22 protein-coding genes and 1 riboswitch are annotated in these 25068 nt (G+C 73.8%); of the genes, 13 read left to right on the top strand and 9 right to left on the bottom strand.

What is annotated here, in order from left to right:
* Window positions 1–16: 16 nt before the first annotated feature.
* A complete protein-coding gene (locus tag NH602_RS10170; RefSeq protein WP_073576653.1) occupies window positions 17–448 on the bottom strand; it encodes a nitroreductase family deazaflavin-dependent oxidoreductase in 432 nt (143 codons plus the stop codon).
* 199 nt (window positions 449–647) lie between these two features.
* Between NH602_RS10170 and thiC the strand changes: the two genes are divergently transcribed.
* The 5 genes from thiC (at window position 648) to NH602_RS10145 (ending at window position 7144) form a co-directional block, all read left to right on the top strand.
* Entirely contained in the window at window positions 648–2285 is a 1638-nt protein-coding gene (gene thiC, locus NH602_RS10165) for a phosphomethylpyrimidine synthase ThiC (RefSeq protein ID WP_179761716.1), read from the top strand.
* A 195-nt stretch (window positions 2286–2480) separates the two neighbouring features.
* On the top strand, window positions 2481–3332 hold the full coding sequence (thiD, locus tag NH602_RS10160; RefSeq protein ID WP_174565890.1) for a bifunctional hydroxymethylpyrimidine kinase/phosphomethylpyrimidine kinase: 852 nt from the start codon (window positions 2481–2483) through the stop codon (window positions 3330–3332).
* Window positions 3333–3522: 190 nt separating this feature from the next.
* Entirely contained in the window at window positions 3523–5784 is a 2262-nt protein-coding gene (locus NH602_RS10155; protein WP_073576650.1) for a xanthine dehydrogenase family protein molybdopterin-binding subunit, read from the top strand.
* Complete coding sequence (locus NH602_RS10150; RefSeq protein WP_073576649.1) at window positions 5781–6329, top strand: (2Fe-2S)-binding protein; 549 nt, start codon at window positions 5781–5783, stop codon at window positions 6327–6329. Before NH602_RS10155 ends, NH602_RS10150 begins: the two co-directional genes overlap by 4 nt.
* Window positions 6326–7144, top strand: coding sequence for a xanthine dehydrogenase family protein subunit M (locus NH602_RS10145; protein ID WP_100878841.1), 819 nt, complete (start codon window positions 6326–6328; stop codon window positions 7142–7144). Before NH602_RS10150 ends, NH602_RS10145 begins: the two co-directional genes overlap by 4 nt.
* 51 nt (window positions 7145–7195) lie before the next feature.
* Here the strand turns inward: NH602_RS10145 and NH602_RS10140 are convergent, their stop codons facing one another.
* The gene (locus NH602_RS10140; RefSeq protein WP_253067689.1) at window positions 7196–7879 is read right to left on the bottom strand and encodes a response regulator transcription factor; all 684 of its coding nucleotides are present in this window, start codon (window positions 7877–7879) and stop codon (window positions 7196–7198) included.
* Window positions 7876–9093, bottom strand: coding sequence for a sensor histidine kinase (locus NH602_RS31885; RefSeq protein ID WP_253067688.1), 1218 nt, complete (start codon window positions 9091–9093; stop codon window positions 7876–7878). The genes NH602_RS10140 and NH602_RS31885 overlap by 4 nt, the downstream gene beginning before the upstream one ends.
* A 110-nt stretch (window positions 9094–9203) precedes the next feature.
* On the opposite strand from NH602_RS31885, the gene NH602_RS10130 reads away from it, so the two are divergent.
* Window positions 9204–9803, top strand: coding sequence for a hypothetical protein (locus NH602_RS10130; RefSeq protein WP_100878838.1), 600 nt, complete (start codon window positions 9204–9206; stop codon window positions 9801–9803).
* Window positions 9793–10929 carry a DUF418 domain-containing protein gene (locus NH602_RS31625; RefSeq protein ID WP_179761721.1) on the top strand — a complete coding sequence of 379 codons (1137 nt, stop codon included), beginning with the start codon at window positions 9793–9795 and terminating at the stop codon, window positions 10927–10929. The genes NH602_RS10130 and NH602_RS31625 overlap by 11 nt, the downstream gene beginning before the upstream one ends.
* On the opposite strand, the gene mftM is transcribed toward NH602_RS31625, so the two are convergent.
* Window positions 10883–11593, bottom strand: coding sequence for a mycofactocin oligosaccharide methyltransferase MftM (gene mftM / locus NH602_RS10120; protein ID WP_073576643.1), 711 nt, complete (start codon window positions 11591–11593; stop codon window positions 10883–10885). The two genes, NH602_RS31625 and mftM, sit on opposite strands and share 47 nt — an antisense overlap.
* 128 nt (window positions 11594–11721) lie before the next feature.
* Window positions 11722–12282: a hypothetical protein gene (locus NH602_RS10115; RefSeq protein WP_253067687.1), complete on the bottom strand. Its 561-nt coding sequence runs from the start codon at window positions 12280–12282 to the stop codon at window positions 11722–11724.
* Window positions 12283–12459: 177 nt separating this feature from the next.
* On the opposite strand from NH602_RS10115, the gene NH602_RS10110 reads away from it, so the two are divergent.
* Window positions 12460–13455 (top strand): zinc-binding alcohol dehydrogenase family protein, encoded by a 996-nt coding sequence (locus tag NH602_RS10110; protein WP_253067686.1) that lies wholly within the window; start codon window positions 12460–12462, stop codon window positions 13453–13455.
* A 54-nt stretch (window positions 13456–13509) separates the two neighbouring features.
* Here the strand turns inward: NH602_RS10110 and NH602_RS10105 are convergent, their stop codons facing one another.
* From NH602_RS10105 to mdo, 3 genes are all read right to left on the bottom strand, one after another.
* Window positions 13510–15051: a VWA domain-containing protein gene (locus NH602_RS10105; protein WP_253067685.1), complete on the bottom strand. Its 1542-nt coding sequence runs from the start codon at window positions 15049–15051 to the stop codon at window positions 13510–13512.
* Between the two features lie 12 nt (window positions 15052–15063).
* Complete coding sequence (locus NH602_RS10100; protein ID WP_083658811.1) at window positions 15064–16338, bottom strand: MoxR family ATPase; 1275 nt, start codon at window positions 16336–16338, stop codon at window positions 15064–15066.
* 136 nt (window positions 16339–16474) lie between these two features.
* The gene (gene mdo, locus NH602_RS10095; protein WP_073576638.1) at window positions 16475–17767 is read right to left on the bottom strand and encodes an NDMA-dependent methanol dehydrogenase; all 1293 of its coding nucleotides are present in this window, start codon (window positions 17765–17767) and stop codon (window positions 16475–16477) included.
* A gap of 234 nt (window positions 17768–18001) precedes the next feature.
* Window positions 18002–18210: riboswitch (cobalamin riboswitch) on the top strand.
* Window positions 18211–18336: 126 nt separating this feature from the next.
* On the opposite strand from mdo, the gene metE reads away from it, so the two are divergent.
* The 4 genes from metE (at window position 18337) to NH602_RS31285 (ending at window position 24016) form a co-directional block, all read left to right on the top strand.
* On the top strand, window positions 18337–20646 hold the full coding sequence (gene metE / locus NH602_RS10090; protein WP_253067684.1) for a 5-methyltetrahydropteroyltriglutamate--homocysteine S-methyltransferase: 2310 nt from the start codon (window positions 18337–18339) through the stop codon (window positions 20644–20646).
* 90 nt (window positions 20647–20736) lie between these two features.
* Entirely contained in the window at window positions 20737–22260 is a 1524-nt protein-coding gene (locus NH602_RS10085; RefSeq protein WP_253067683.1) for an ABC transporter substrate-binding protein, read from the top strand.
* Window positions 22257–23201, top strand: coding sequence for an ABC transporter permease (locus NH602_RS10080; RefSeq protein ID WP_179761725.1), 945 nt, complete (start codon window positions 22257–22259; stop codon window positions 23199–23201). Before NH602_RS10085 ends, NH602_RS10080 begins: the two co-directional genes overlap by 4 nt.
* 8 nt (window positions 23202–23209) lie before the next feature.
* Window positions 23210–24016: an ABC transporter permease gene (locus tag NH602_RS31285; RefSeq protein ID WP_157818357.1), complete on the top strand. Its 807-nt coding sequence runs from the start codon at window positions 23210–23212 to the stop codon at window positions 24014–24016.
* Window positions 24017–24018: 2 nt separating this feature from the next.
* Here NH602_RS31285 and NH602_RS31280 read toward each other — a convergent pair whose 3' ends face one another.
* Window positions 24019–24150 carry a hypothetical protein gene (locus NH602_RS31280; RefSeq protein ID WP_255624188.1) on the bottom strand — a complete coding sequence of 44 codons (132 nt, stop codon included), beginning with the start codon at window positions 24148–24150 and terminating at the stop codon, window positions 24019–24021.
* Window positions 24151–24236: 86 nt separating this feature from the next.
* On the opposite strand from NH602_RS31280, the gene NH602_RS10070 reads away from it, so the two are divergent.
* On the top strand, window positions 24237–25068 hold an 832-nt coding region (locus NH602_RS10070), incomplete at its 3' end, for a hypothetical protein (RefSeq protein WP_253067682.1).

The following is a 25068-nucleotide window of genomic DNA, read 5'->3' as shown; positions in this document are numbered from 1 at the left end:
GGGTGGCTGCGGCGGGTCAGCGCGCGGGCTCCAGGACGAAGACCGGGATGGTCCGGGAGGTCTTCTCCTGGTACTCCGCATAGGGCGGGTACGCCGCGACGGAGCGGTCCCACCACTCCTGGCGCTCGTCCCCGGTGACCTCGCGGGCGACGAAGGTGCCGGTCTGCGTGCCGTCCTGCACCTGGACCTGCGGGTTCGCGACCACGTTGTGGTACCAGGCCGGGTGCTCCGGGGTACCGCCCTTGGACGCGATCATCGCGTAGGAGCCGTCGTGCTCGACGCGCATCACCGGCACGTAGCGCTGCTTGCCGGACTTCGCGCCGGTCGTCGTGACCAGGATGATCGGACGGTCCATGACCGTGACGCCCTCGGTGGTGCCGTTCTCGAGGATCTTCTCGGTCTGCTCGCGGACCCAGTCGGTCGGGGAGAGCTCAGCGTTCTGCGTCATACCGGTGGAGAACCCGATACCTCCTGTGATCATTCCTCGCAGCCGGGTGAGGGGCTGGTGCGGGTCGCCGGACGGTGCCTACGGTGCCGGTGCACGACCAACTGAACACGCGGGAGCTCCGTCGCGCGGGGCTGAGAGGGCGACTCGCCGGTCGCCGACCGCAGAACCGGCCGGGTAATGCCGGCCAGGGAGGACTGTCATGACAACGGCACCAGTGCGCCCGCAGCAGGTCACCACCGGCCCGATCCAGGGGTCGGCCAAGGCCTGGATCTCCGGACCCGACGGCATCACCGTCCCGGTCCGGCGGATCTCGCTCTCCAACGGCGAGCACCACGACGTCTACGACACCTCCGGCCCGTACACCGACTCCGACGCGACGGTCGACCTGCACGCCGGGTTGCCCCGGCTGCGGGAGCCGTGGGTCGGGTCGCGGGAGCCGGGGACCCAGATGTCCTGGGCGCGGGCCGGGATCGTCACCCCGGAGATGGCCTACATCGCCGTCCGCGAGCGGTGCGACGCGGAGCTCGTCCGCGCCGAGGTCGCCCGCGGCCGGGCCGTGATCCCGGCCAACCGCAACCACCCCGAGTGCGAGCCGATGATCATCGGCAAGCGGTTCCTCACCAAGGTCAACGCCAACATCGGCAACTCCGCGGTGACCTCCTCGATCGCCGAGGAGGTGGAGAAGATGGTGTGGGCGACGCGGTGGGGTGCCGACACCGTGATGGACCTGTCGACGGGCCGGGACATCCACGAGACCCGCGAGTGGATCCTGCGCAACTCGCCGGTCCCCATCGGCACCGTCCCGATCTACCAGGCCCTGGAGAAGGTGAACGGCGACCCCGCCGCCCTGAGCTGGGAGGTCTACCGCGACACCGTGCTCGAGCAGTGCGAGCAGGGCGTGGACTACATGACCGTGCACGCCGGCGTGCTGCTGCGCCACGTGCCGCTCACCGCGAAGCGGGTCACCGGGATCGTCTCCCGCGGCGGGTCGATCATGGCCGCGTGGTGCCTGGCGCACCACGCCGAGTCGTTCCTCTACACCCACTTCGACGAGCTGTGCGAGATCCTGCGCCGCTACGACGTCACGTTCTCCCTCGGCGACGGCCTGCGCCCCGGCTCGATCGCCGACGCGAACGACGAGGCCCAGCTCGCCGAGCTCGCCACCCTCGGCGAGCTGACGAGGATCGCCCGCGGCCACGACGTGCAGGTCATGATCGAGGGTCCCGGCCACGTCCCGATGGACAAGATCGTCGAGAACGTGCGGCTGGAGGAGGAGTGGTGCGACGAGGCGCCGTTCTACACCCTCGGCCCGCTGGCCACCGACATCGCGCCCGGCTACGACCACATCACCTCCGCGATCGGCGCAGCCCGCATCGCCGAGGCCGGGACCGCGATGCTCTGCTACGTCACGCCCAAGGAGCACCTGGGACTGCCGAACCGCGACGACGTCAAGGTCGGGGTGATCAGCTACAAGATCGCCGCGCACGCCGCGGACCTGGCCAAGGGCCACCCGCACGCCCAGGCCCGCGACGACGCGCTCTCGCAGGCCCGGTTCGAGTTCCGCTGGCGTGACCAGTTCGCGCTCTCGCTCGACCCGGACACCGCGACCGCCTACCACGACGAGACGTTGCCGGCCGAGCCCGCGAAGACGGCGCACTTCTGCTCGATGTGCGGGCCGAAGTTCTGCTCGATGAAGATCACCCAGGACGTCCGGGACTACGCCGAGGCGCACGGGCTGACCAGTGTGGAGGCGATCGAGGCCGGGATGGCGGAGAAGTCCGGGGAGTTCCGGGACGAGGGCGGCCGGGTCTACCTGCCGATCTCCGCCACGGACTGAGGCCCGGACCGGGACGTGCACCGCCGGGGCCGCGGGGATCCCACCCGCGGCCCCGGCACCGTCTACCGTCGTCGGCGACCACGCACGACGCGGGAGCTCGCGGAGCAGGCGGGCTGAGAGGGCGGCCGGGTCCCACCGGACCGGCGTCGCCGACCGCGTACCGGCCGGGTAATGCCGGCCAGGGAGGACATGTCCATGGAACCCACCGTCGGCACCACACCCCCGCGGGTCATGACGATCGCCGGAACCGACTCCGGCGGCGGCGCGGGCATCGCCGCGGACCTGCGCACCTTCGCCGCCTGCGGGGTGCACGGCTGCCTCGCCGTCTGCGCGGTGACCGTGCAGAACTCGGTGGGCGTCACCGGCGTGCACACGATCCCGGTCGACACGATCGCCGGGCAGATCGCCACGGTCGCCTCCGACATCGGGCTGCAGGCCGCGAAGACCGGGATGCTCGCGAACGCCGAGATCATCGAGACCGTCGCGCGGGCCTGCGACGGATGCGGCATCGGCGCCGGTCTGGCCACGCCGTTCGTCGTCGACCCGGTCGCGGCCTCGATGCACGGGGACCCGCTGCTGGCCGCCGAGGCGCTGGACGCCTACCGGCACACGCTTTTCCCGCGGGCCACGCTGGTCACCCCGAACCTCGACGAGATCCGGCTGCTCGTCGAGCACGACGTCCACGACCGCGCGGGCCAGTACGCCGCGGCGAAGGCGCTGCACGCGCTCGGCCCGCGCGCGGTCCTGGTGAAGGGCGGCCACCTCGCCGAGGACACCGACGGTTGCCTCGACCTGCTCTACGACGGCGAGACCGCCGTCGAGCTGCCCGGCCCGCGCTTCGACACCGGCCACACCCACGGCGGCGGGGACTCCCTGGCCGCCGCGATCGCGTCCGGGCTCGCCCGCGGGATGGAGCTGGAGGCGGCGGTCCGGTTCGGGAAGCGCTACATCGTCGAGGCGGTCCGCCACGCCTACCCGCTGGGTGCCGGGCACGGACCGGTCTCGGCGCTGTGGGCCGGACGGCCGTGGTGGGACGAACGCGACTGACCCTCGCCGGTCCTTGGATACGAGATGGATGCGATCTCAACAGATCCGAGGTCGGGGACGACCGGCCCCCGGCGTGCCGCAGATGCGGTGATCTGCCCGCGCGTCGCTCCGCGAAGGGTGCCCTGACCTGGGGATCGGGCGCTGTGGTCTGCATCGCACAGGCCGGTCGAGATGTATACGCTCGCGTCCGATGAGCATCTTGGGCACCCGCGTCGTCCGCACCGAGGATCCGGTCTTCCTCACGCGCGGCGCGACCTACACCGACGACCTGACCGAGGAGCGGCTGACCGGGGCGTTGCACCTGACGCTCGTCCGCTCCCCGCTCGCCCACGCGACGATCACGTCGATCGACACCTCGGCGGCGCTCGCGTCGCCCGGCGTCGTCGCCGTCGTCACCGGGGCCGACCTCGACATCGCACCGGCACTGCTGTTCCCGGGCGCGAACAAGGTCATGACCCGCCCGTTCCTCGCGACCGACCGAGTGCGGTTCGTCGGCGAGCCGGTCGCCGCGGTCCTCACCGAGGAGTTCTACCAGGGTGAGGACGCGGCCGAGCTGGTCGACGTCGAGTACGAGCCCCTGGACGTGGTGATCGACCCGCTGGCCGCCGCCCGCGACGAGACGCTGCTGTTCCCCGAGGCCGGGACCAACACCGCGGCCGCCTACGGGCACGACGAGGAGCAGGACGCCTCGTTCTTCGACGGCTGCGAGGTCGTCGTCACCCGGGACCTGGTGAACCAGCGCCTGGCCGCGGCCCCGCTGGAGACCCGGGCCGCGAGCGCCTTCTGGGAGGGCGACCGCGTCACCGTCTACATGTCCAACCAGAACGCCCAGGGCGGCCGCGACGAGATCGCCGGCTGGCTGGGCCTGGACAAGGAGAAGGTGCGGGTCGTCCTGCCGGACGTCGGCGGCGGCTTCGGCGCGAAGATCGGGTCCGACCCCGAGTTCGCCCTCGTCGCGTGGCTCGCCCGGCAGCAGGGACGTCCGGTCCGCTGGAACGAGTCCCGCTCCGAGAACATGACCGGCATGGTGCAGGGCCGGGCCCAGCGCCAGACCGTCACGATCGGCGGCACCCGCGCGGGCAAGGTCACCCACTATCGGCTCGACGTCGTGCAGGACCTCGGCGCCTACCCGCGCCTGGGCACCTTCCTGCCGATGTTCACGCGGATGATGGCGCCCGGCACCTACGACATCGAGCACGTCGACTCCCGCGCGAAGGCCGTGGTCACCAACACGACCTCGGTCGCCGCCTACCGCGGCGCCGGCCGCCCCGAGGCGACCGCCGCGATCGAGCGCGCGATGGACCTGTTCGCGGCCGAGATCGGCAAGGACCCGGCCGAGGTCCGCAAGCTCAACGTCGTCGCCCCGGACCGGTTCCCGTTCCAGACCAAGGGCGGGGTGGAGTACGACTCCGGCGAGTACGCCAAGGCGATCGACCTCGCCCTGGAGAACGCCGGCTACGACCGGCTGCGCGCCGAGCAGAAGGCTCGCCGCGAGTCCGGCGACGCCCGCCAGATCGGCATCGGCGTGTCCTCCTACGTCGAGATCACCGGTGGTGGCGCGTTCGCCGAGGACGCCTCGGTCGAGGTGCACCCGGACGGCTCGGTGACCGTGCTGACCGGCACCTCCCCGCACGGCCAGGGGCACGCGACGGCGTGGGCGATGCTCGCGTCCGACCAGCTCGGCGTCCCGATCGAGAAGATCACCGTCAAGCACGGCGACACCGACCTCGTCCCGCGCGGCGGCGGCACCATGGGGTCGCGGTCGCTGCAGACCGGCGGCGTCGCGGTGCACCAGGCCTCGGCCGAGCTGATCGACCTGGCCAAGCAGCGCGCGGCCGAGCTGCTCGAGGCGGGTGTCGACGACCTGGAGCTCGACCCGGCGAACGCCGCGATCACCGTCAAGGGCGTCCCCGGCGCGAAGTCGGTGACCCTGGCGGAGCTGGCGGCCGCCGAGCAGCTCAAGGTCGACACCACCTGGGACGGCAAGAAGCCGACCTTCCCGTTCGGCGCGCACGTCTGCGTCGTCGAGGTCGACACCGAGTCCGGCAAGGTGACGGTCGAGAAGATCATCGCCGTCGACGACGCGGGCCCCATCCTCAACCCGCTGCTCTGCGACGGGCAGCGGCACGGCGGGATCGCCCAGGGCATCGCGCAGGCGCTGCTCGAGGAGGTCATCTACGACGAGGAGGGCCAGCCGCTCACCGGGACCTTCGCCGACTACGGCATCCCGTCGGCGGCCGAGCTGCCCAGCTTCGACCTGGTCGAGATGACGACCCCGACGCCGGTCAACCCGATGGGCTACAAGGGCATCGGCGAGGCCGGGACGATCGGCTCCACCCCCGCCACCCAGAGCGCGGTCATCGACGCCCTGTCCCACCTCGGCGTCACGCACATCGACATGCCCCTGACCCCGATGCGGGTCTGGGAAGCCATCCAGGAGGCCTCCAAGTGAAGGTCGAGATCACCGTCAACGGTGAGCCCACCAGCGCCGACGTGGAGCCCCGCCAGCTGCTCGCGCACTACCTGCGGGAGACCGTCGGGCTGAAGGCCACCAACATCGGCTGCGACACCACGTCCTGCGGTGCGTGCACCGTGCTGCTCGACGGCGACGCGGTCAAGTCGTGCACCGTGCTGTCGGTGCAGGCCGACCAGCAGTCGGTCACCACCATGGAGGGGCTCGACGGCGCGTCCGAGGGCCGCCCCGAGCACCCGGTCACCGCGGCGTTCCGGTCCGAGCACGGGCTGCAGTGCGGCTTCTGCACCCCGGGCATGGTCATGTCCGCGGTGTCGCTGATCAGCCACGACGACGACCTGGACGAGCGGAAGGTCCGTGAGGGCCTGGAGGGCAACCTCTGCCGCTGCACCGGTTACCACAACATCGTGCGCGCCGTGCTCGTCGCCGCGGGCAAGGACCCGGACGCCGCGCAGAAGGCCGAGGCCGAGTCCGACGCGCTGCGCACCGCGCCCGCCTTCTCCCGTGGGGAGGCCGGCGCATGATCCCCCTCGCGTTCGACTACGCCCGCCCCGACACCCTCGACGACGCCATCGCGCTGCTCGCCGAGAAGGGCGAGGACGCCAGCGTCCTGGCCGGCGGCCACTCCCTGATCCCGGTCATGAAGGTGCGCCTCGGCGCGCCGGAGTTCCTGATCGACATCGGCCGGCTGCCGGAGCTGAGCTACATCCGCGTCGAGGGCGACGAGCTCGCCGTCGGTGCGGCGACCAAGCACCGCGACGTGGTCGACTCGGCCGAGGTCGCGACGGAGGTCCCGTTGCTCGGGGCCGTCGCCCGCACCGTCGGCGACCCGCAGATCCGGGCGCGGGGCACGCTGGGCGGCACCGTCGCCCACGCCGACCCGGCCGCGGACCTGCCCGCCGCGCTGCTCGCGCTGGACGCCACCGTCGTCCTGCAGGGGCCGCGCGGGAGGCGGACCGTGCCGATCGGCGAGTTCTACACCGGCGTGTTCACCACGGTCCGCGAGCCCGACGAGCTGATCGTCGAGATCCGGATCCCGCGCTGCGGGGACAAGGGCTGGGCGTACGAGAAGTTCACCCGTCGCAGCAACGACTGGGCGATCGTCGCCGTCGCCGTGTCCGACGACCGCATCGGCCTGGTCAACATGGGCTCGACCGCGCTGCGGGCGTCCGCCACCGAGCGGGCGCTGGCGGAGGGGAAGAGCATCGCCGAGGCGGCCGCGCTGGCCGCCGAGGGTGCCGAGCCGCCCGCCGACACCCACGGGTCGGTCGCCTACCGCACCCACCTGGTGCAGGTGCTGACCCGCCGCGCCCTGGAGACCGCGCACGGCGCGCGCTGACCCGCGCACCTACGGCCCGCGTCCCTCCCCGGGGCGCGGGCCGTGGTCGTGTCAGGGCCCGGGACGGACCAGCCCCGCCTCCTGGGCGGCGATCGCGGCCTGGGTGCGGGAGCGCAGGCCCAGCTTCGCGAGGACGCGCGAGACGTGCGTCTTCGTCGTCCCCTCCGAGATCACCAGCTCCGCGGACAGCTCCGCGTTGGACAGCCCGCGGCCCAGCCCGGCGAGCACGTCGGTCTCGCGTGCGGTGAGCCTCTCCAGCCCCGGCACCGACGACGGCCGCGGCGCCCCCGCGTAGCGGCGGATCACCCGCCGGGTCACCTCCGGCGCCAGCACGCCCTCGCCGCGGGCGACCGCCCGGACCCCGTCGGTGAGCCGGGCCGCGTCGACCGACTTGAGCAGGAACCCGCCGGCGCCCGCCGCGAGCGCGCCGTCGACGAGCTCGTCGAGGTCGAACGTGGTCAGGACCAGGACCTGCGCGGACCCCGCCGCGGGGCCGATGCTCGTTCCGGTGGGCCTGCTCCCGGTGATCCGCCGGGTGGCCTCGATGCCGTCGATGCCGGGCATCCGGATGTCCATCAGCACGACGTCGGGCCGGTGCTCGGCGGCGGCCCGCACCGCGGCGAGCCCGTCGGCGACCTCGGCGACGACGTCGATGTCCGGTGCCGAGCCGAGGATCAGCACCAGCCCGGTGCGGACGGCCTCCTGGTCGTCGGCGACGACCACCCGGATGGTCACCGCTCCACCTCCGCCGGGCCCAGGGGCAGGTCGGCCCGGACCAGCCAGCCGTCGTCGTCGGGGCCCGTGTCCAGGGTGCCGCCGACGGCCCGGGCGCGCTCGCGCAGACCGTCGAGCCCGGTGCCGCCGTGCAGCCCGGGGCCCGCCGCGGGGCGCCGGCCGGGGCCGTTGCGCACCTCGACGAGCAGTCGGCGCGGGGTGTCGGGGGTGACGGTGAGGCGCACCGTCACGTCCGAGCCGGGCGCGTGCTTCGCCGCGTTGGTCAGCGACTCCTGCACGATCCGGTACCCGGCGAGGTCGACCGGGGCGGGCAGCGGGGCCGCACTGCGCCCGTCGCGCAGGACGGGGGACAGGCCGGCGGAGCGGGCCTCGTCGAGCAGGGTGTCGACCTCGGACAGCCGGGCGGGCGCTCCGGGCGGGTCGGCGGTGTCGCCGTCGCGCAGCAGCCCGATCATCGTGCGCATCTCCCCGAGCGCGGCTACGCCGGAGGACCGCACCGTCCCCAGCACCCGCCGGACCAGCGCGGGGTCGGCGCCGGGCTGCAGTGCCGCCTCGGACTGCAGCGCGATCGCCGACAGCCGCCCGGCGACGACGTCGTGCAGGTCGCGGGCCATCCGGGCACGTTCCGCGGCGACGGCGGCGTCCCGCTCCCGGGCCGCCGTCCGCTCCACGGCGACGGCCCGTTCCCGCTCGACGGCCGCCAGGTCCCGGAACCGGCGCACCTCCAGCCCCCAGACCAGCGGGAGCCCGACCACCAGCGTCAGGTTGAGCACGGCGTAGGTGCCGGTGCGGGTGCCCGCCACGAGCAGCGCGGCGACACCGAGGACGGTGGCGACCCCACCGGCGGCGACGGCCACCGCCCGCGCGGTGCGCCGTGGCGGGAACACCACGGCGCAGTAGAGCAGGTCGGTGAACACGAGCACCGTCCCGATCTCGGTGCGGCCGCCCAGGACGGGGCCCGCGACCAGGGCCGCCGTGCCGACCAGCAGGCCGGCGGGCACCGCGATCCGGCGCACCGCCGACGCGGCGCAGCCCAGCCCCATGACCAGCAGCGACGCCGTCGTCGCCCCGGTGTCCGCGCCCCACCAGGTGATCCCCGCGTCGGGCAGCGCCCAGATCAGCAGCAGCCCGACCACGAACCACACCACGCCGGTACCGGCGTCCCGCAGCACCGACGGTGCGCCGCCGTCGCGGTTCACCAGGTACGTGATCACACCTCATCCCAGCACGCCCGGCGCCCGCGCGGCGTCCGTCGAAGGTGGTACGCGCGGATCGGTCGCACGCCGGACGCGTCACCGCGGCCGGGTCGGCACGATCACCGGCCATGGGGGAGTCCTTGTTCGCCGAGCCGCTGCTGTGGCTGATCGTCGGTGCCGAGATCGGGTTCTGGGTGTTCCTGCTGGCCGGGCTGGGGGCGCGCTACGTGCTGCGCCGCCGGGGCCTGGGGGCGGTGCTGCTGCTGGGGGTGCCGCTGATGGACCTCGTGCTGGTCACCGCCTCGACGGTGGACCTCGCGACCGGCGGCGCACCGTCGCGGGTGCACGGGCTGGCCGCGCTCTACCTCGGGATCACCGTCGCGTTCGGGCACTCGCTGGTGCGGTGGGCCGACGTCCGGGGCGCCCACCGCTTCGCGGGCGGCCCGGCACCGGTGCGCCCGCCCCGGGGCGGGGTCGCCCGGACGCGGTACGAGTGGCGCGAGTACGGCAAGGTCGTCGCCGCCTGGGTGGTCACGGCGGCGGTGCTGGTCCTGCTGTCGGTGGCCGGCGGCCGCGCGTTCCCGGCGCCGGGCGCCTGGCCGGAGGACCCGATGTGGTCCTGGCTCGCGACGGCGTCGCTGGCCGCCGGGATCTGGTTCGTCGTGGGGCCGCTGTGGGCGACCGTCTTCCCCGGCAGCGGGGACCGGGAGCGCACCGGTGTCCGGTGACCGCCTCGCCGCCCCGGACGTGCTCCGTGGCCTCGCGATCGCCGGGACCTTCGCGACGAACGTCTGGGTGTTCGCCGACCCGCGCGGGCCGGGCGCGGTGTTCGCCGGGTTCGCCGGGGGCTGGTGGCTCGACACCGCGCTCCGCGCCGTCGCGAACGGGAAGTTCCTCGCGCTGCTCACGCTGCTGTTCGGGATCGGGATGGAACTGCAGTACCGCTCGGCGGTGCGCCGCGGCCTGCGGTGGCCGGGCCGCCACCTCGCCCGCGCCGCGATCCTGTTCACCGAGGGACTGCTGCACTACGTGCTGGTCTTCGAGTTCGACGTGCTGATGGGCTACGCGACCGCCTCGGTGCTCGTCGCGTGGCTGGTGGGGCGGTCGGCGCGGGTGCGGGTGGCGGCCGCCTGCGTCGCCGGGGCGGTCACGGTGCTGCTGGTGGGCGGTGCGACCGCCGTGACGGCCGGGAGCACCGGCGCAGACGTGCCGCTCCCGCCGTACCCGGCGACCTGGACCGGGCAGGTGGCCGCACGGCTGGCCGACCCGCTGCTGTACCGGGTCGAGCTGGCGCTGATCGTCCCGTCGGCGGTGGTGCTGTTCCTGGCCGGGTCCGCGCTGCTGCGCGCCGGGCTGTTCGACGCCGGTGCGACCACCCTGCGCCGACGGATGATCGGCACCGGGGTGGCCGGCGCGCTGCTCACGGTGCTCACCACGCTGGGCGGTGACCCGTGGTTCCTCGTCGAGCGCTACCTGATCGCCCCGCTGGTCGCGCTGGGGCTGCTCGGCCTGGTCCCGGAGGTCCTGGCCCGGCTGCGCGGCCCGGCCGGTCCGGTGCGGTGCGGGCTCATCGCGCTCGGCCGGACCGCGATGAGCTGCTACGTCGGCCAGAACGTCGTGGCCGCGGTGCTGTTCGGCGCCTGGGGGCTCGGCGTGGCCGGGGCGCTCGCCGGTGTCGCGGCGCCGCTGCGGACCGGGGCGGTGGTCGGGGTGTGGGTCCTCGTCGTCGCCGGGTCGGCCGCGGCGGCGGGGTGGTGGCTGCGCCGCCACGACCGCGGGCCGCTGGAGGCACTCACCCAGGCCCTGCTCAGAGGTCGATCACCAGCCAGCCGCCGTGGTGCTCGGACACCGTGAACGGATGGCCGGTGCGCTCCCCGATCCGGGTCAGGACGCGCTCGTCGAAGACCCGGACGTGACCCCAGGCGGGGTTCGGCTCGTTCTCGAACGGGACGGCGACGACCACCCGTCGCCGGGCCAGGCGCAGCATCTCGACGACGACCTCGTCGCCGTCGGACTCGGACAGGTGCTCGACGAGGTGCACGGCGAACACGGTGTCCGCGCAGCCGTCGGGCAGGGCGACGGCACGCGCGTCGGCGACGTGGGTCTCGACGTCGGCGCCGAGCTGCGGCGCCATCCGGGTCAGCAGCTCGACGGTGCCGCCGGTCAGGTCGGTGGCGGTGACGCGATGGCCGTCGCGGGCCAGCTGCAGCGACAGGAAGCCGAAGCAGCAGCCGAGTTCCAGCACCTCCTCGCCCAGCACGAGGGAGCGGGCGCGCGCGTGCACCGGCGCCATCTCGGCGTTGGTGCCGCCGGGCTCGGGCTCACCGGCCAGCGCGTCGAGGGTGTTGCGGTAGAAGGCGAGCCACGCGTCGTCCGGGAGGTCGGGGTCCTTCGCGGCGCTCGCGACGCAGGCGACGAACGCCTCCTCGAAACGCTCGGCCGGCAGGATCCCGGGCTGCACCAGGGTGCGGTCCAGCCAGCCGGCGAGGTCGTTGGAGAGCCGGTCGGTTCCGATCATGGATCGCTCCTGTGCGTGCGGGGGCCCGCTCCACGCTAGGCGGTCGCGGGCACGCCGCACCACGTCCGACGGCCGGGTCCCTCCCCGTCCGGACGGTGGGGGCGGGCTCCGGTGCCGGTCCGGGATGCTCAGGCGCCCTGGGCGGCGAGCAGCCGGGCCTTCAGTGCGGCGTCCTTGTTGACCGGGTCGTGGGCGCCGTCCGGGGTCGTCCCCGCGGCGACGGCGATCGCGTTCATGGCGCCGACCATCCGGCACAGGTGGGCGATGCGGCGCTCGTCGGCGTCGACGGGCGGGGCGCCGTCGAGCAGGGCCAGGGTGCGGTTCACCCAGATCACCTCGGCGTGCATCCCGGCCTCCTCGAGCACACCGCGCAGCCGCAGCCCGATCTCGCGGCGGGACAGCCCGTTCCAGCTCTCGAGGGTGCGGGCATCGAGCGGGAACAGCAGGTCCCGGTCGCGCAGGTGGATCAGCTCCAGGGCGTGCGCACGACCGTAGGCGCAGTACATGCACCCGTTCACCAGGGAGATCGTGAGCCCGGCGAGGTGGGTGCGTACGGGGCCCAGCACGCGCAGGGTGACCAGGAAGCGCGGGAAGTTGGTCGCGAACCAGCGCAGCGCGGGCCCGCTGCCCATCGTGGCGACCATCGCCGGGATCACGCCCGGCGTGTAGCCCCACAGCGCGGTGCACACGCGACCGACGATCCGGAGGACCGCTCCGCCACCGTCCGACATCCGGCCCTCCTTTCCGAAGGGGACGCCCGATCGTACTCCGGGCAGCCCCTGCAGCGGCACGAGATCGGCCGATCGGCCCAGCCGGGGTCACCGGCGCGTCGGGCGGCGGCCCGGTGGGGCGGATAGCGTCCGGTCATGGCTTCCGTACCCGCCGTCGTGGCGCCCCGACCGCTGCCCGTCGACGACCCCGAGTGCCTCGTCGACGCCGAGATCGAGGTCGGTGCGCCCGGCCCGCACGACCTGCTCGTCGACGTCCGCGCCGTCTCGGTGAACCCGGTGGACGGCAAGGTCCGTTCGTCGTTCGACCCGGCCGACGGGCCGAAGGTCCTCGGCTTCGACGCCGCGGGCGTCGTCGTCGAGGTGGGCGACCGGGTGCAGGGGTACGCCCCCGGCGACGAGGTCTACTACGCCGGCGCGATCGACCGGCCCGGCAGCAACGCCCACCGCCAGCTCGTCGACTCCCGCATCGTCGGGCGCAAGCCGTCGACCCTGGACTTCGCCGCCGCGGCCGCGCTGCCGCTGACCTCGATCACCGCGTGGGAGTGTCTGCACGACCACCTGCGCGTCACCGCCGACACCACCGGGACGCTGCTCGTCGTGTCCGCCGCGGGCGGGGTCGGGTCGATGGTCCTGCAGCTCGGCCGGCGCACCGGGCTGACGCTGGTCGGCACCGCCTCCCGCACGGAGTCCGCGGACTGGGCGCGGCAGATGGGTGCGCACGCGGTCGCCGACCACCACGACCTCGTCGGCACGGTGCGCGAGGTCGCCCCGGACGGCGTGCAGTACGTGTTCTCGCCGGTGTCGGCGGGCAACGTCGAGGCCTACGCGGAGCTGATGACCCCGCGCGGGACCGTCGTCGCCATCGATGAGCCGGAGGGCCTGGACACGCTCCCGCTGAAGACGAAGTCGCAGGCCTGGCACTGGGAGCTGATGTTCACCCGGCCGCTGTCGGAACCGGGCTCGACGGTGCAGCGGGAGATCCTGGACGAGGTGTCCCGGCTCGTGGACGCCGGGGAGCTGCGGACCACCGAGACGCGGCGCCTGCAGGGGCTGACCGCGGCGACGCTGCGGGAGGCGCACCGGCTCATCGAGTCCGGCGGCACCGTCGGGAAGATCGTGGTCGAGCGGTAGTGGACCCCCGGTGGGTGGTGCCGGTGCGGACACCGGCACCACCCACCGACGGGGTCAGCGGCCGATCAGCTCGCCGGCCATCTCGTTCGTGGTCGCCTCGAAACCGGACAGGTCCCGGACCACGCGGACGCGGTCGCAGTACTCGGCGTAGGCGGGCAGGTCGCAGCGGCCGAGCCCCCACGAGTACCGCGGCTCCGGGGTCAGCCAGATCGTCTCCCGGGCCCGCCGGGTGATCTCGACGAACGCCTCCATGTTGGGGTCGTTGCCGTTCCCGCGGCCGTCGCCGAGCACCAGCACCGTCGTCCGGCGGGTGACCGCCGAGCCGTGGTCCTCCAGGAACTGGCCGAAGGCCAGGCCGTAGTTGGAGTTGGCGTCGACGTCGAGCTGGTCGCCCCCGAAGATCAGCCCGAGGGCGTGCTCGACGGGGTGGTCGGCGAACAGGTCGTTCACCTCGACCAGGTCGGCCACGAACGCGAACGAGCGGACCTGGCCGAACAGGTCCTGCAGACCGTGCACCAGGTGCAGGGTGAACCGCGCGGTGGCCCGGACCGACAGCGACACGTCGGCCAGCACCACCAGGCGCGGCTTGTCCTCCTGGCGCTGCACGGTGACCGGGGAGAACGGGACGCCGTCGTAGCGCATGTTCTTGCGCATGGTGCGGGCCGAGTCGATCCGGCCCCGGGGGGAGACCCGCCTGCGGTGCGTGAGCGCACCGTGCAGCGACTTGGCCAGCCGCCGCAACGAGTCCTCCAGCTGCATGCGCTCGGTCTCGCTCGCCCGGTCGACCTCGGCGACGCGTTCGGCGTCGTCGTGGCCCTCGACGATCCGCTGCTCGATCGCGAGCAGCTTCTCCAGGTGTGCCTTGAGCAGCTCCGGGAGGTTGTCGAGCACTCCGGTGAGGCGCCGGCGCAGCGCAGCGGCGTCGTCCTCGGTGCCCTGCTCCTCCTCCGACAGCCGGTCCTCCTCGGAGTTCAGCCAGCCCAGCAGCGCGTCCTGCTGGGCGACCGAGAGGTCGGCGTCGACCTTGGTGCCCTGCTGCTGGGAGATGTCCCCCGGCTGTCCGCCGCCGGAGAACCGGTCGGTCTCGATCTGCACGCGCTGGCCCTCGGTGGCGTCGCCCGCCTGCTCCTTGGACAGCACGATCTCGTCCGTCATCGAGGCCATGTCGATCTTGTTGGCCTCCTGGTGCAGGTTGTACTGCTCGGCCAGGTCCTCGGGGTCGAAGAACTCCTTGATGTCGACCGGGGCGCCGTGGTCGTGACCCTCCTGAGGGGTCTCCGACGGCTCCTCGGACAGCGTGAAGTTCTCCAGCGGGGTGTCGTCGGACAGATCGCCGTGTCCGTGGCCGTGCCCGTGGCCGGTGTCCGCCTCGCCCACCCTGACCAGGGCGAAGAACAGGTCGAAGACCTCGTCGAAGGTCGCCTCGTCACGCCGGTCCTTGATCAGCGCGATGCGCAGCGCCTCCTTGAGCACCGCCTTGTCGGACAGCACCCCGGGCTGGGCGGCGCAGGCCATCGCGTCGAGCGCCTCGGACACCGAGATGCGCACCGACCGGATCCGCAGCAGCCGGACGAAACGGTGGATGCTCGCTTCCACTCCGGACCCCGATCAGACCGGGCGCTTGCGGGAGCCGCCGAAGGAACGGGTGCCCTGGCCGGGCGAGACCTTCCGGATCGCCGACGGCGGCGGCGCGACCCCGCCGGGCAGGCCGCCGTAGATACCGCCGTGCCGTCCCGCCTGGTCCTTCGCGGCCCGCTTGGCGCGGCCGTCGACGTCGCCGTCGTCGTGGTCGTCGTCCACGCGGGCGGCCGGAGCACTCGGGGTCCGGGCCGCGGGCTCGTCGTGGTCGTGGTCCCCGTCGTGCCCGTGCCCGTGCCCGTGGCCGTGTCCGTGGCCGTGCTCGGTGACCACGGCGTTCGGGTCGACCAGCCGCGGCAGGGCGTCCAGGGCCTTCTTGACGTCCTTGTCGTACTTGACGACGACCGACACGGTGTCGGACAGGATCTGTGAGTTCAGCTCGTCGACCCCCAGCACGGCCAGGGTGCGGGCCCAGTCGATGGTCTCCGAGATCGACGGCGACTTGCGCAGCTCCAGCTCGCGCAGCCCGCGCACGACGTTGACGAGCTCCTCGGCCAGCTGGTCCGACAGCCCGGTCTTCTTCGACCTGACGATCTCCAGCTCGCGGGAGGCCGACGGGTAGTCGAGGAACAGGTGCAGGCAGCGGCGCTTGAGCGCGGCGGCGAGGTCGCGGGTGTTGTTCGAGGTCAGCAGCACGTACGGGCGCTGCTCGGCGACGAAGGTGCCGATCTCGGGCACGGAGATCTGGAACTCGCCCAGGGTCTCCAGCAGGACGGCCTCCAGGGCCTCGTCGGCGCGGTCGACCTCGTCGATCAGCAGCACGACGGGCTGTTCGGAGCGGATGGCCTCCAGCAGCGGGCGCGGGGCGAGGAAGCGCTCGGAGAAGAACACGCTCTCCTGGGACCCGATGCGGTCGACCGCGGAGGCGAGGTCGGGTGCGTCCTCGACGAGCTGCCCGATCTTCTCGCGGAGGATCTGGGTGTACATGAGCTGCTTGCCGTAGTCCCACTCGTACAGGGCCTTGGTCTCGTCCTGGCCCTCGTAGCACTGCAGGCGCAGCAGCCGGCGCCCGGTGGCGACGGCGAGCATCTTCGCCAGCTCGGTCTTGCCGACCCCGGCGGGCCCCTCCAGCAGCAGCGGCTTGTCCAGCCGGGTCAGCAGGAACACCGTCGTGGCCAGGCGGGTGTCGGCGATGTAGCCCTGCTCCCGCAGGGTCTCGATCACCTGGTCGACGGACTCGAACGGACCGGTCGAGGCGACGGCGTCCGCCGCCTCGGTCACAGTGGGGACGACAGCCTCGGACACGCGGATATCTCCTTCGCGGGCCGCACCGGCTCTGGTGCGGAGAAGAGCGGGGCCGCAGCCAGCGGGCCCACCCACCCGAGTATCACCTCGGATGGCTGGGCCCGCTGGTGCGACGGTGGACGTACTGACCTGCGGATCAGGTCAGCAGGTCGTCCAGGTCACCGTTGATGGAGTGGTCGACGACCGGGCGGACGGTCTCGAACGTGCACTCCTTCGGGTTGCCCGGGGTGCAGGCGTCACCGAGGACGTGGTTGGTGATCCGGTCGACGTCGGCCGCGTCACCGACGATGGTGGGCGCGTTCTCGTAGAACTTGGTCGGGCCGGTGCCCAGCCGGTTCTTCGAGTAGGTGTCCTGCTTGACGTCGGCGAACTTCTCCGGGATGCCCACGTCGCGCAGCAGCCGGATGGAGGCGGCGAGCGCGGCGTCGGCGGCCTGCGGCTTGGTCATGCCGCGGGTGTCGACCCCCATCGCCTCGGCGATGTCGGCGAAGCGCTCGTACACGACGGGCATGTTGAACGCCCACACGCGGGGCAGCGCGATGGCGTTGTTCAGGCCGTGGTGGGTGTCGTAGAACGCCGACACCGCGTGGCTGATCGAGTGGATGATGCCGAGGCCACCGGAGTTGAACGCCTGGGCGGCGATGTACTGCGCGTACATCATGCCCTCGCGGCCGGAGAGCTCCTGGCCGTTCCAGACGGCCTTGCGCAGGTTCTGCGAGGTCAGCTTGATCGCGTGCAGCGCGTTGCCCAGCGACGGCTGGAAGTCCAGCCGCGAGACGTAGGGCTCCGAGGCGTGCGCGAGCACGTCGAACCCGCACTGCGCGGTGTAGTCGATCGGGCAGTCGTAGTAGAGCACCGGGTCGTCGATCGCCAGGGTGGTGACCGAGGCGTCGTCGAACGCGACGTACTTGTGCGGGTTGTCGGGGTCGGTCGTGGTGTCGGTGATGACGTAGGCCCACGAGGTCTCCGAGCCGGTGCCGGCCGTGGTGGAGACCGCGATGTGCGGCGGGTTGGCCGGGTTCTCGGACTTGTTGAAGCCCTCGAACTCGTTGACGTTGCGGCCGTCGTGCGCGACCGAGATGCGCGCGCCCTTGCAGGCGTCGTGCGAGGAGCCGCCGCCGATGGAGACGAACGAGTCGCAGTTGTTCTGCTGGTAGAGGCCCACAGCGTCCATGACGTTGTAGTCCTTGGGGTTCGACTCGACCTTGTCGTACAGCACGACCTCGAGGCCGTGGTACTTCATCGACTCGACGATCTTGTGGACGATGTCGGTGCCCCGCAGGCCCGACGTCATGACCAGGGTCTTCTTGAAGCCCAGCTTCAGGGCCTCCGGGCCGATGAGCTCGTGCGACCCCGGACCCATGAGCGCACGGGGGAACGGGTGGAACTCCTTGATGGGGAACGGCTTGAGCAGCTCGTCTACCTGCATGTCAGCCCTTTCTGAGGCAGGTGGATGGGTCGAGACCGCACGCTATGACCCCTGTGGCCGCGGGCACAGGGGTGATCGCCATTACCCCTCGGGAGACCGGGCAGGTTCCCCCTCCGAACGGAGGGGAGCAGGGTGAGGTCGCCCTCGACCCGGTCGCCGGGGAGGGCGTGGCAGTACTGCCAATGTATGGCAACAGGGACAGCTCGGCAACAGTCCGCACGGCCGGGGCCGCGGTAGTGTCGGCTCGCCGACGGTTCGTGCCGGTCCGATGACGGGCGTCACGAGGCAAGAGGGAACCCGGTGGGAATCCGGGACTGCCCCGCAGCGGTGAACGGGAACGACCGCCGTCAACAGCACTGGGAGCGATCCCGGGAAGCGACGGCCAGTAGGAGCGTGCAGTGCGCCCGTGAGTCCGAAGACCTGCCGCCGGTGCGTGCGCCGTCCGGCGTGCGCGGATCCGTGGCCTCGCGGGAGGGCCGGGCGGACGACCGGGCACCGTCGTGCCCGGCGGTCGCAGGCGCCCCGTGCCGGCGACGGGTCCTCCACCGCACTCGCGAGGAGAGAGGGCCGTGAGCATTCCTTCCAGCAGCACCATCGGCAGCACCGTCCTGGGGTACCCCAGGATCGGACCGGACCGGGAGCTCAAGCGGGCGACCGAGTCGTACTGGGCCGGGCGGACCGACGCGTCCGCACTACGCGACGTCGCCGCCGGGCTGCGCCGCGACACCTGGACCGGGCTGCGCGACGCCGGGCTCGGCTCGGTGCCGGGCAACACGTTCTCGTTCTACGACCACGTCGGAGACACCGCGCTGGCGGTCGGGGCGGTGCCGGAGCGCTTCGCCCGCGTCACCGACCCGCTGGAGCGGCTGTTCGCGATGGCCCGCGGCCGCACCGGCGCCCCGGCCTGCGAGATGACCAAGTGGTTCGACACGAACTACCACTACCTGGTCCCCGAGGTCGGCCCGGACACCCGGCTCGCGCCGGGCAGCCGCAAGGCCCTCGACGAGTTCTGCGAGGCCCTGCGCAGCGGGATCACCACCCGTCCGGTGCTGGTCGGGCCGGTGACCTTCCTGCTGCTGTCCAAGCCGGCCGGCGGCGCACCGGCGGGCTTCCGCCCGCTGGACCTGCTCGGACCGCTGGTCGAGGTCTACCGCGACCTGCTCGCCGAGCTCGCCGAGGCGGGAGCGGAGTGGGTGCAGCTCGACGAGCCCGCCTTCGCCGCCGACCGGACGCCGGAGGAGGTCGCGGCGCTGCGCCGGGCCTACGACCGGCTCGCCTCGGCGACCCGGCGGCCCAAGATCCTCGTCGCGTCGTACTTCGGGGAGCTGGGACCCGCCCTGCCCGCGCTCGCCGCCACGGCCGTCGAGGGGCTGGCGCTCGACCTCGTCGCGGGGGCCACCGACCTGGACGCCCTCGATGCGGGAGACCCGGCGGTCCCGGGGCTGGACCGGAAGGTGGTGCTGGCCGGCGTCGTCGACGGGCGCAACGTGTGGCGCACCGACCTGGACCGGGCACTGGCGACGGCGCAGCGGCTGGTCGGCGTGGCGGGGCGGGTCGAGGTCTCGACGTCGTGCTCGTTGCTGCACGTCCCCTACGACCTGACCGCGGAGACGGCCCTGCCCGGCGACGTCGTCGACATGCTGGCGTTCGCCCGGCAGAAGGTCACCGAGGTCGTGCTGCTCGGGCGGGCCCTGCGCGAGGGACCCGACGCGGTCGCGGCGGAGCTCGACGCCGCACGGGCCGTCCGGGAGCGGGTCGCCGCCACCGCGCGCCGCGACGAGCGGGTGCGGTCCCGGCTCGACGCGCTCGGCCCCGACCACTACCGGCGCAGTCACGGCGACGTCCGGGCGACGGTCCAGCGCGCGGCGCTCGGCCTGCCCGTCGTCCCCACGACGACGATCGGTTCTTTCCCGCAGACCGCGCAGATCCGGCGCGACCGGGTCGCGCACCGCTCCGGTGTGATCGACACCGGCACCTACGCCGAGCGGATGCGCCAGGAGATCGTCCGCGTGGTGCGGCTGCAGGAGGACATCGGGCTCGACGTCCTGGTGCACGGTGAGCCCGAGCGCAACGACATGGTCCAGTACTTCGCCGAGCACCTCGACGGCTTCGCCACCACCGAGCACGGCTGGGTGCAGTCCTACGGCTCGCGGTGCGTGCGCCCGCCGATCCTGCACTCGGACGTGTCCCGGCCCCGGCCGATCACGGTGGAGTGGGCGCGGTTCGCCCAGTCGCTGTCCGACGCGCTGGTCAAGGGGATGCTGACCGGCCCGGTGACGATCCTGGCCTGGTCGTTCGTGCGTGACGACCAGCCGCTGGGTGACACCGCCCGGCAGGTGGGGCTGGCCCTGCGCGACGAGGTAGGAGACCTGGAGGCCGCCGGGATCCGGATCATCCAGGTCGACGAGCCCGCGCTGCGCGAGCTGCTGCCCCTGCACGAGCGGGACCGGCCCGGGTACCTGGACTGGGCGGTGGACGCGTTCCGGCTGGCCGTCGGGGCCGTCGCCGACGCCACCCAGATCCACACCCACCTCTGCTATTCCGAGTTCGGCGAGGTGGTGGGGGCGATCGACGGGCTCGACGCCGACGTCACCACCGTCGAGGCGGCCCGGTCGCGGATGGAGGTGCTGGCCGACCTCGGACCGGGGGTCCCGCGCGGGCTCGGCCCGGGCGTCTACGACGTCCACTCACCCGAGGTGCCCGGCACCGACGAGCTGGTCGAGCAGCTCGGCGCGGCCCTGCGCCACATCGGACCGGACCGGCTGTGGGCCAACCCGGACTGCGGGCTGAAGACCCGCGGTGAGGCGGAGACGGTGGCGGCCCTGACCAACCTGGTCGCCGCGGCCCGCCTGGTCCGGGACTCGGCGACGACCGGCTGAGCCCGCGTCGCGACGCCCCGCGGCTCCCCGGCCGCGGGGCGTTGCTCACGCGCCATTGATTGAACAGATGATCAGATGTAGTCATATGGAGTGTTCGCACGAAAGATGGCCGCGCTGCTCGCGGCCGCCGCCCTGGTGCTGACCGGCTGTGGTGCCGGCACCGGCGGCGCCGGGACCCCGGACCCGGCCGGTGAGCTGACCGTGGCCCTGCAGTTCCCGCCGCGCGCCGACTACGCCTTCGACGCCGACGACGGCGCCCGGCTGCAGTCCCTCGGCGTCGCCGAGACCCTGACCACTGTCGACGCCGACGCCCGCCCGGCGCCGATGCTCGCGACGGGCTGGGAGCAGCAGGGCAACGCCTGGCGGGTCACCCTGCGCCAGGACGTGCGGTTCCACGACGGCACCCCGCTCACCCCGGACGCCGTCGTCACGGCGTTGCGCTACGTCGCGGGCGTCGAGGCCCCGCCGCGGGCGATCCGGGGCATCGGCTTCGCCGTCGCCCCCGACGGCGCCGACGCCGTGCGGATCACCACCACCGAGCCCGACCCGGTGATGCCGCTGCGCCTGTCCAGCGGCAACCTCGGCATCCTCGCGCCCGCCGCCTACGCCGACGGCGGGGCGCCGCGCTACCTGCGCACCGGGACCGGCCCGTTCGTGCTGGACTCGGTCAGCGGTGCCGACTCCGCGCAGCTGGTCCGCAACGACGACTACTGGGGCGAGCCGGCGGGTGCCGCCCGGGTCACCGTCCGCTACGTCGAGGACCCGCAGGCCCGTGCGCTGGCGGTCCGGTCCGGCGACGTCCAGTTCGCCGAGGGCCTGCCCCAGGCCCAGCTCGACCAGGTCCGCTCGGCCGGGGCCGAGGTCGTCGAGTACCCCAATGCGCGCACCGTTCTGCTGCAGCTCAACCAGTCCGCGGCGCCGTTCTCGGACCTGCGGGTCCGCCAGGCCGTCACCGCGGCGATCGACCGCCCGGTGCTGGCCGAGCAGGTCCTCGCCGGGGGCGCCGCACCCGCGGCCGACCTGTTCGGCGCGGCCGTGCCCTGGGGCGAGACCGCGCCGCCGCCCGGGGCCGACGTCGCCCGCGCCCGGCAGCTGCTCGCCGAGGCCGGCTACACCGAGCAGAACCCGCTCACCGTGCGGCTGTGGACCTTCCCGAACCGGCCCGAGCTGCCCGCGCTGGCGAACGCGATCCAGGCGATGCTCGGTGCCGCCGGGGTGAAGGTCGACATCACCGTCGGGAACTACGAGGCCCAGGAGCCGAAGGTCCTCGCCGGTGACTACGACATGTTCCTCAACTCGCGCAGCTACCTGTCCGACTTCCCGGACGCGGCGAGCACGCTGACCTCGGACTACACCTGCGACGGCAGCTACGCCGTCGACCAGTACTGCAACCCCGCCTACGACGCGCTGGTCGACCGGCTCAACTCCACCGAGGACCCGGCGGCCCGCCAGCAGCTGTTCGGAGAGGCCGCCGCGATGCTGACCCGCGACGCCGTCGGCGTCATGGTCGTGCACCCGCGCAACACCGCCGTGCTGCGCGGCGCCACGGGCTTCGTCCCCGATCCGCTGCAGATCCGCCCGGTGCTGCCGCAGCTCTCCCCGACCACGGGGTGATCGGGCTCCTGCTGCGCCGGCTCGTCGTCGTCGGGCCGGTGCTGCTGGCCGCGTCGGTGCTGGTGTTCGCGCTGCCGCGGCTGGCCGGCGTCGACCCGGCGCGGGCGGTCCTGCGGGCCCGCAGCGCCGAGGCGGTGCCGGACCCGGTGACCGAGGCGCGGCTGCGGTCCTCGCTGGGGCTGGACGCGCCGGTCACCGAGCAGTACCTGCGCTGGCTGGGCGGGGTGCTGCGCGGCGACCTCGGCCACGGCTACGTCGCCCGGACCCCGGTCGCCGGGCAGATCGCCGACGCCGCGGCGGTCTCCGGGCTGCTCGCGGTGCTCGCGCTCGCCCTCGCGGCGGTCGTCGGCATCCCCGCCGGGGTCTACGCGGCGCGCCGGCCCGGCGGACTGCTCGACCGGTTCCTCGGGCTGGGCACGGTCGCCGGGGTCGCGGTGCCGGAGTTCGTGCTCGCCCCCTGGCTGGTGCTCGTGTTCGCGGTGTGGGCCGGGGCGCTGCCGGCGCTCGGCTGGGGCGACCCCGCCCACCTGGTCCTGCCGGTGCTGACCCTCGCCGCCTACCCGGGGGCCCTGGCCGCGCAGCTCGTCCGCGCCGAGACCGCCGGGGTGCTGACCCGGCCGCACGTGCTCGTCGCCCGGGCCAAGGGCCTCGGTGAGCACCGGGTCCTGTGGCGGCACGGCGCCCGGCTCGCGACGACGTCGGTGACCGCGCTGGCCGGGATGTTCGTCGCCGGGCTGCTGGGCGGCTCGGTGGTGGTCGAGGTCGTGTTCGGCATCCCGGGGCTGGGGCGGCTGCTGCACCGGGCCGTCGTCGCGCAGGACCTGCCGGTGGTGCAGGCGGGCACGCTGCTCGTCGTCGCGGTCGCGGTGGTCGCGGGGGTGCTGGTCGAGGTGCTGGCGACGGCGCTGGACCCGGTGCTGCGCTCGGCGGGGTCACGGTGAGGCCCCGGGTGCGGACGGCGTGGTGGGTCGCGGCCGGGGTGGCCGCCCTGGCCCTGGCCGCGCCGGTGCCGATGCTCGTTCCGGCGGGCCTGCTCTCGGTACTCCTGCCCGACCCCGACGCCGTCGACTTCGCCGGGATGCTCGCCGGGCCGTCCGCGGCGCACCCGCTGGGCACCGACCAGCTGGGCCGGGACCTGCTCGCGCGCACCGTCCACGGCGGACGGCTGACGGTCGGGCTGGCGCTGTCCGCGGTGCTGGTCACCGGGGTGTCCGGGGTGGCCGTCGGGTCGCTCGCCGCGGTCGCGGGCCCGGTCGGGCGGGCGGCGATGCGGGTGGTCGACGTCCTGGCCGCGATCCCGGTGGTGCTGTTCGGGCTGCTCGCCGCGGTCGCGCTGGGTCCGGGTGTCGGGTCGCTGCTGGTGGCGGTCACGGTGATCGCCTGGACCCCGTTCGCCCGGCAGGCCTACCTGCTCGCGCTCGCCGAGCGGCAGCGGGAGTACGTGACGGCGGCGGTCGCCCTGGGCGCAGGGCCCGGGCGGGTCCTGACCCGCCACGTCGCGCGGAACCTCGTCCCGCCGCTGGCCGCGCACGCCTGCGTCCGGTTCGCGAGCACCCTGCTCACCGTCTCCGGGCTGTCCTTCCTCGGGCTCGGCGTCCAGCCGCCGACCGCGGAGTGGGGCGCGATGGTGGCCGAGGGCCGCGAGTACCTGTTCGGCGCGCCGCAGGTGGTGCTCGTGCCCTCGCTGGCGGTCGTGCTGACGGCCGGGACGGCCCTGTGGTGGGGACGCCGGTGGGAACGGGTGGGTGCCCGGTGAGCTCAGGCCGCGTGGACCTGCCCGCCCGCGGGGTCGAGGGGCCTGCCCAGCTCGGGGAACCAGCGGAACGCCTCCGGCCTGCCCTCCCAGTCGCAGCCGGCGCACTCCGGGCCGTCGTGCGGGTGCTCGTCCACGATGCCTCCCGATCGTTGTTGCCATCACTGTGCAACAGGGCGTGTCGGGGTGTGAACCCTCCGGTCGGAGGGGCAGGGTGAGGGACGTGGGCGACGGGGACGACGTGGACGACGTGGCCGGGCTGCTGAGCGCGTACCTGGCCGACCCGTACGCGGGCTGGAGCATGGGTGCGCCCGGCGCGATCGCGGAGTTCGTGCGGACCCCCGACGAGCCCGTCGGGCCGTCCGGGCCGGGTGCGGTCGTCACCGCGCGCGGCGGGATCCGGATCGAGCCGCACCCGTCGACCCGGCCGCTGGCCTACCGCACGCCGGTCGGCCCGCACGAGCACTGGAACCACGCGGTCGCGCTCTGTCTCCCCGCGACCGCGGCCCGCGGGTCCGCGCGGAGGGCCGTCACCGTGCTCGGGCCCGACCGCTCCGCGCTGCGGAGGGCCGACCGCGACGCCGTGCTCGTCGACCTCGGGCTGGGCACGACCACGGTGGACGCCTGCGTGCGCACGGCCGACCCCGAGCTGCTCGGGCTGCTGCACCGTGCTGCGGGCGGCCCGCTCGACGGCGCGCTGACCGCCGCGCTGGTCGAGGCGGGACCGCACCGCGTGTTCACCACCGCGCTCGGCCGGGTCGAGGTGTACGCCGCGATCCCGCCGCCGGAGGGCCGCTCCCCGGACGGGCCGCACACCCACCTGCTCCCGCACGTGCTGCGCGAGGGCCGTACGCACGCGGCGACCGTGCCCGTGCCCGCCGGTCACCTGCCCTGCGCGCACCTCTACCCGGCGCACCCGCTGACCGACCTCACCGGGCGTCCGATCCCGTTCGACCCGACCCGGGCGGCCGCCTTCGACGGCCTGCTGGAGCGGTTCGGGGATCCGGACCAGTGGGCGGTGACCGCCGGGGTGGTCCGGGCGGTCGCGGCGGGGG

This window comes from Pseudonocardia sp. McavD-2-B, from assembly GCF_024124365.1.
Lineage (GTDB): Bacteria > Actinomycetota > Actinomycetes > Mycobacteriales > Pseudonocardiaceae > Pseudonocardia > Pseudonocardia alni.
This window is presented reverse-complemented; position numbering and strand designations above follow the sequence as displayed.

Bases quoted from the DNA above. Each gene is read 5' to 3' on its own strand.
- NH602_RS10170 (WP_073576653.1), bottom strand. From the start codon at position 448: ATGACGCAGAACGCTGAGCTCTCCCCGACCGACTGGGTCCGCGAGCAG.
- mftM (WP_073576643.1), bottom strand. From the start codon at position 11,593: ATGATCGGAACCGACCGGCTCTCCAACGACCTCGCCGGCTGGCTGGAC.
- thiC (WP_179761716.1), top strand. From the start codon at position 648: ATGACAACGGCACCAGTGCGCCCGCAGCAGGTCACCACCGGCCCGATC.
- mdo (WP_073576638.1), bottom strand. From the start codon at position 17,767: ATGCAGGTAGACGAGCTGCTCAAGCCGTTCCCCATCAAGGAGTTCCAC.
- NH602_RS10110 (WP_253067686.1), top strand. From the start codon at position 12,460: ATGGCTTCCGTACCCGCCGTCGTGGCGCCCCGACCGCTGCCCGTCGAC.
- NH602_RS10145 (WP_100878841.1), top strand. From the start codon at position 6,326: ATGATCCCCCTCGCGTTCGACTACGCCCGCCCCGACACCCTCGACGAC.
- NH602_RS10155 (WP_073576650.1), top strand. From the start codon at position 3,523: ATGAGCATCTTGGGCACCCGCGTCGTCCGCACCGAGGATCCGGTCTTC.
- NH602_RS10130 (WP_100878838.1), top strand. From the start codon at position 9,204: ATGGGGGAGTCCTTGTTCGCCGAGCCGCTGCTGTGGCTGATCGTCGGT.
- thiD (WP_174565890.1), top strand. From the start codon at position 2,481: ATGGAACCCACCGTCGGCACCACACCCCCGCGGGTCATGACGATCGCC.